The organism is Kitasatospora sp. NPDC056651 (assembly GCF_042792155.1).
Classification (GTDB): Bacteria; Actinomycetota; Actinomycetes; order Streptomycetales; family Streptomycetaceae; genus Kitasatospora.
Genome location: NZ_JBHTWX010000239.1, coordinates 1 through 1,876, shown reverse-complemented (window position 1 = coordinate 1,876; position 1,876 = coordinate 1). Strand labels below are relative to the sequence as shown.

Sequence of the window (1,876 nt, the reverse complement as noted above, 5' to 3'; positions counted from 1 at the left end):
CAAACACGTATCGTCTGAAGACCGTACCAAGTGGGACGGTATGAGTGACAGGGTGACGACATCAGAAACAAACCTGAAGAACCATATCGCAAATGCTAAACCTCACGTCTCGGATTCTGAACGTTTGAAATGGAATCAAGCTGCTACGGATGCGACACAGCTGCAAAAGGATTTACAGACAACGAATCTATCGCTTCAGGATGTTATCGGGGTTCAAAACTTCTCACAGAAATATGCATTAACGGATGCTGAAGGAATGCGGAAACGGTTGGCTTCAGCTGACAGCATATTCACCGCACCACCCGGTTTTTATTATGGGACAGGATGGAATCAACTACCGTTACCGGGTGACGCTTCTTGGTACTATCTCGACATTCTACCAGCGCCAAACGGTCTGCGGAAATTGGTTCTGACACGTTCCTATGATAATACGTCATGGATTGGTGTTATACACACTGACAATGTATTCAGGGGTTGGCGACAGCTGTTTACACAAAATGATTTTATGGCGCTCACATGGTATAACCTTCCGTTATTGAATGGAGCAAAGGCGTCAGGAAGAACACCGCAGTATACCCGCTGGGGAAACATCCTCATGCTAAAAGGTGACGTGGCGTGTGACCTCGGCGTTGACTTTGCACAATTGCCCGCGTCATATTCACCGTCAGACAAAAAGGCGGTCATGGCAACAGCATACGGAACGACAGGCTTCACAAAATTTTATATCAACACTGACGGTAAACTGGCGTTTGTCGGCTTTTCAGGAAACAATCAGTCCGCCGTGTCCAGTTGGTCATTAGACGCGGCAGTGCCTTACTAGGAGGGTTGGAGCAATGGAAATGATACAAGTATTCGTATATGATTCGGATTTCATCTTCGACTATCCTGAAATTGTTCCGGCTGATTCCGTACCGGATAATGCGACAACCGTACAGCCGCCGGGATATTGGCGGGCGCAATTTCAGAAGGATAGAAAACTATGGATTGAATCCGCTTCAGACGAACAAATAAATGAAATGAGACAACAAATGAGGGAGAGTGTAAAAGAATGAGTTTCATGGAGAATGTTGCAAGTGAAGCACAAAAATTATACGGTGTAAGTCGAGTTTTACCTTCAGTTATCACAGCACAAGCCATACATGAGTCAAATTGGGGCAAATCCGGGCTTGCTACGCGTGCAAATAACCTGTTTGGTATAAAAGGTATCGGGAACGCTGGAACCGTTCATATGGGCACGTGGGAGGTTTTAAACGGGGTCGATAAAACAATCAAAGCAGGGTTCCGGGCGTATAAGTCTGTTCGCGATTCTATCATAGACCTTGTGAACCTCTATAACCGTCTTGACCGTTATAAGGCTGTTGTCGGGGAAACGAACTATGTACAAGCTTGTGCCGCCATCCAAAAGGGTGGATATGCGACAGACCCGAACTATGCGAAGAAGCTTATCGCCACAATCGAAGCCCACGGGCTGACGAAATACGATAAGGTCGGGAACAAAGCCGCAGTGAAGGCGAAACCTGCCAAGTCGTCCGGCTCGACATATACCGTTAAGGCGGGTGACACATTGACAGCAATTGCAAAGAAATATAATACGTCAGTGAAGGAGTTGGCGAAAGTGAACGGTATTAAAGATGTTAATATGATTCGTGTTGGTCAAGTCCTGAAGGTATCAGGAGCCGCACCATCCGGCGGTACATTCTACACCGTAAAGGCGGGCGACAACCTGACGAAAATTGGTAAGAAATTCGGTGTGTCCGTTAAGACATTGACCACAGTTAATCGTATCCCGGATGCGAATAAGATTTATGTCGGTCAACGGTTAAGGGTGAAATAATTTACAATATATACTAACATTTGTTAAAATTAAGTAGAATAG

General features: G+C 45.7%; 3 protein-coding genes. All 3 read left to right on the top strand.

Annotated features, from left to right (window positions below; translation table 11 throughout):
- Positions 1–820 (top strand): hypothetical protein (locus tag ACFRAR_RS38710; protein ID WP_380705132.1); only part of this gene is annotated, 820 nt, incomplete at its 5' end.
- 13 nt (positions 821–833) lie between these two features.
- Positions 834–1,052 (top strand): hypothetical protein, encoded by a 219-nt coding sequence (locus ACFRAR_RS38705; RefSeq protein WP_376642732.1) that lies wholly within the window; start codon positions 834–836, stop codon positions 1,050–1,052.
- A 5-nt stretch (positions 1,053–1,057) separates the two neighbouring features.
- Positions 1,058–1,834, top strand: coding sequence for a glucosaminidase domain-containing protein (locus tag ACFRAR_RS38700; protein ID WP_376642730.1), 777 nt, complete (start codon positions 1,058–1,060; stop codon positions 1,832–1,834).
- The last annotated feature ends 42 nt before the right edge of the window (positions 1,835–1,876 follow it).